Raw genomic sequence first — 2,453 nt, 5'->3', positions numbered from 1 at the left:
GCCCAAACGTGCTCAATGCCGAAGGCGAGATATTCGCCTGCCTTGATCGTAGTGCGGCGCAATGTGTCTTCGGGCGATTGAATCTCAACTGCGATGAGCGGTGGATGGGTGAGAATTGGCTCTCTCTGAAACTCAGCACGGACGACAACCAAGTCGGGAACTCGAAAGCGGTTTGGAGCAAGCTGGATGCGTTGTTCAGAAAAGGCAACTATTCTCCACTCGGAGCGATGATTCATGAAGATGCTGCCCAAGAATAACTGCAAGAAGGAATGCTCGAGCTCGCCCACATTCCGCTCCTCAATGGCTCCGTCCACGTATTCGCAGTCGGGCTCATAGACGGTCGAGAGATACTCCTCGACGCTGACGGGTTTGTCGAAGACGGGCTGCGTAGCCATGGAGATAGTATCCCTCGATTCCAGAGATTCCGCTAGAGTTCCGTCGATTGGCTGGCCACGAGTTCCTTGGCTCTGGTGAGGAAGGCGTCGAGGGGCATGGAGCCCTGGTCGCCTTTGCCGCGGGTGCGGACGCTGACGGAGCCTGCTGCTTCTTCCTTGTCGCCGAAGACGAGGATGTAGGGCACCTTCTGGTTGGCGAAGTCGCGAATCTTGGCGTTCATCTTTTCGTTGCGCGCGTCGGTTTCGACTCTGAGCCCTGCGGACTTGAGCGCGGCTTCGAGCTTGGCGGCGTAGGCAGTGTGGCGCTCGCTGATGGGGACGAGGCCGACCTGCACGGGCGCGAGCCAGAGCGGGAAGGCTCCGGCGTAGTGCTCGATGAGGACGCCGAAGAAGCGCTCGACGGATCCGAAGAGAGCGCGGTGCACCATGACGGGCTGATGGCGCTCGCCATCTTCACCGACGTATTCGAGTTCGAAGCGCGCCGGCAGATTGAAGTCGAACTGCACGGTGGATAGCTGCCAGAGACGGCCGAGGATGTCGACGAGCTTGACGTCGATTTTGGGGCCGTAGAAGGCGGCTTCGCCGGGGATGGTTTTGTAGGGAATGCCCCTGGCCTTCAGAACTTTTTCGAGAGACCCTGTTGCGAACTGCCAATTTTCGTCGGAACCGACGTAGTGGGCGCGGTCTTTGGGGTCCCATGTGGAGAGCTCGACCTTGTACTCCGAAAAGCCGAAGGTCTTGAGCACGACCTCGGCAAAGTCGATGCAGGCGGAGACCTCGCTCTCGATCTGCGAGGGCATGCAGAAGATGTGCGCGTCGTCCTGTGTGAAGCCGCGGACGCGCAGCAGGCCGTGCATGGTTCCGGAGCGCTCGTAGCGGTAGACGTTGCCGAGTTCGGCGTAGCGGGCGGGCAGGTCGCGGTAGCTCTTGGGCGAGTTCCGGTAGATGAGGATGTGGCCCGGGCAGTTCATGGGCTTGAGCCGGTACTCGGCGTCGTCGAGCTCCATGGGCGTGTACATGTTGCTGGAGTAGAACCCTTCGTGGCCGCTGACCTTCCAGAGCTCGCGGCGCATGACGTGGGGGGTGTAGACGAGTTGATAGCCGCGGCGCAGGCATTCGTCGCGCATCCAGTCTTCCATGACTTTGCGGATGATGGCACCCTTGGGATGCCAGAAGATGAGGCCGGCGCCGGCGAGTTCCTGAATGCTGAAGAGGTCGAGTTGCTTGCCGAGGACGCGATGGTCGCGGCGTGCAGCTTCTTCGAGGCGCGCGAAGTGGGCGTCGAGGTCCTTTTGAGAGAAGAACGCGGTGCCGTAGATGCGCTGGAGCTGCGGATTCTTCTCGTCGCCGAGCCAGTAGGCGCCGGCGAGGCTCGTCACTTTGAAGGCCTTGACGCGGCCGGTGGAAGGCACGTGAGGGCCGCGGCAGAAGTCGATGAACTTGCCGTTCTTGTAGAAGCTGACCTTTTCACCAGGGGCGGTGAACCTGGTGACGAAGTGGGTCTTCATGAAGTCGCCATCGCGCTCAAATTCGGCGAGAGCCTGCTCGCGAGGCTCGAATTCGTGCCTGAACGGTTCGTCGCGGGCGACAACCTCGGCCATCTTGGATTCGATGGCGGTGAGGTCTTCGGGCGTGAAGGGCTTTTCGCGATAGAAGTCGTAGAAGAAGCCGGAGTCGGTAGCCGGGCCGTGGCCGAGCTTGGCCTCGGGGAAGAGCTCGAGGACGGCGGTGGCGAGAACGTGCGCGGAAGAGTGGCGCAGGACTTTGAGGGCGTCGGGATCTGACTCCTTGACGAGCTCGAGCTTGACATCTGCGGTGAGCGGCGTCGAGAGATCGACGAGGCGTGGAGCGGCAGCATCTTCGGCGGAATACATCGCAGCCTCGGCGGAGTCTTCCTGCTTCGTCGCAGAAGTGCTTACAGGAGGCGCGGTGAGCGGGGTGATGCGTGCGACAAGCGACGCCGCGGCGAGGCGCGGAGAGATGGAGTTGGCAATGTCGAGGGGCGTGGTGCCGGGGGGTACCTGGCGAATGGAACCGTCGGGCAGATGAATGGCGATG

General features: G+C 61.5%; 2 protein-coding genes. Both read right to left on the bottom strand.

Annotation, left to right across the window (positions count from 1 at the left end):
• On the bottom strand, positions 1-395 hold a 395-nt coding region (locus WCB02_RS18870), incomplete at its 3' end, for a Uma2 family endonuclease (protein WP_423960325.1).
• Positions 396-427: 32 nt separating this feature from the next.
• Positions 428-2,453: threonine--tRNA ligase (thrS, locus tag WCB02_RS18865; RefSeq protein WP_423960322.1), on the bottom strand; the 2,026-nt coding region annotated here is incomplete at its 5' end.

The sequence above is a fragment of the Bradyrhizobium sp. genome, from assembly GCF_049581145.1.
In the GTDB taxonomy this organism is placed as follows: Bacteria; Pseudomonadota; Alphaproteobacteria; order Rhizobiales; family Xanthobacteraceae; genus Bradyrhizobium.
Note: the sequence above shows the minus strand (reverse complement) of the source record. Positions and strands in the feature narration are given on the sequence as shown.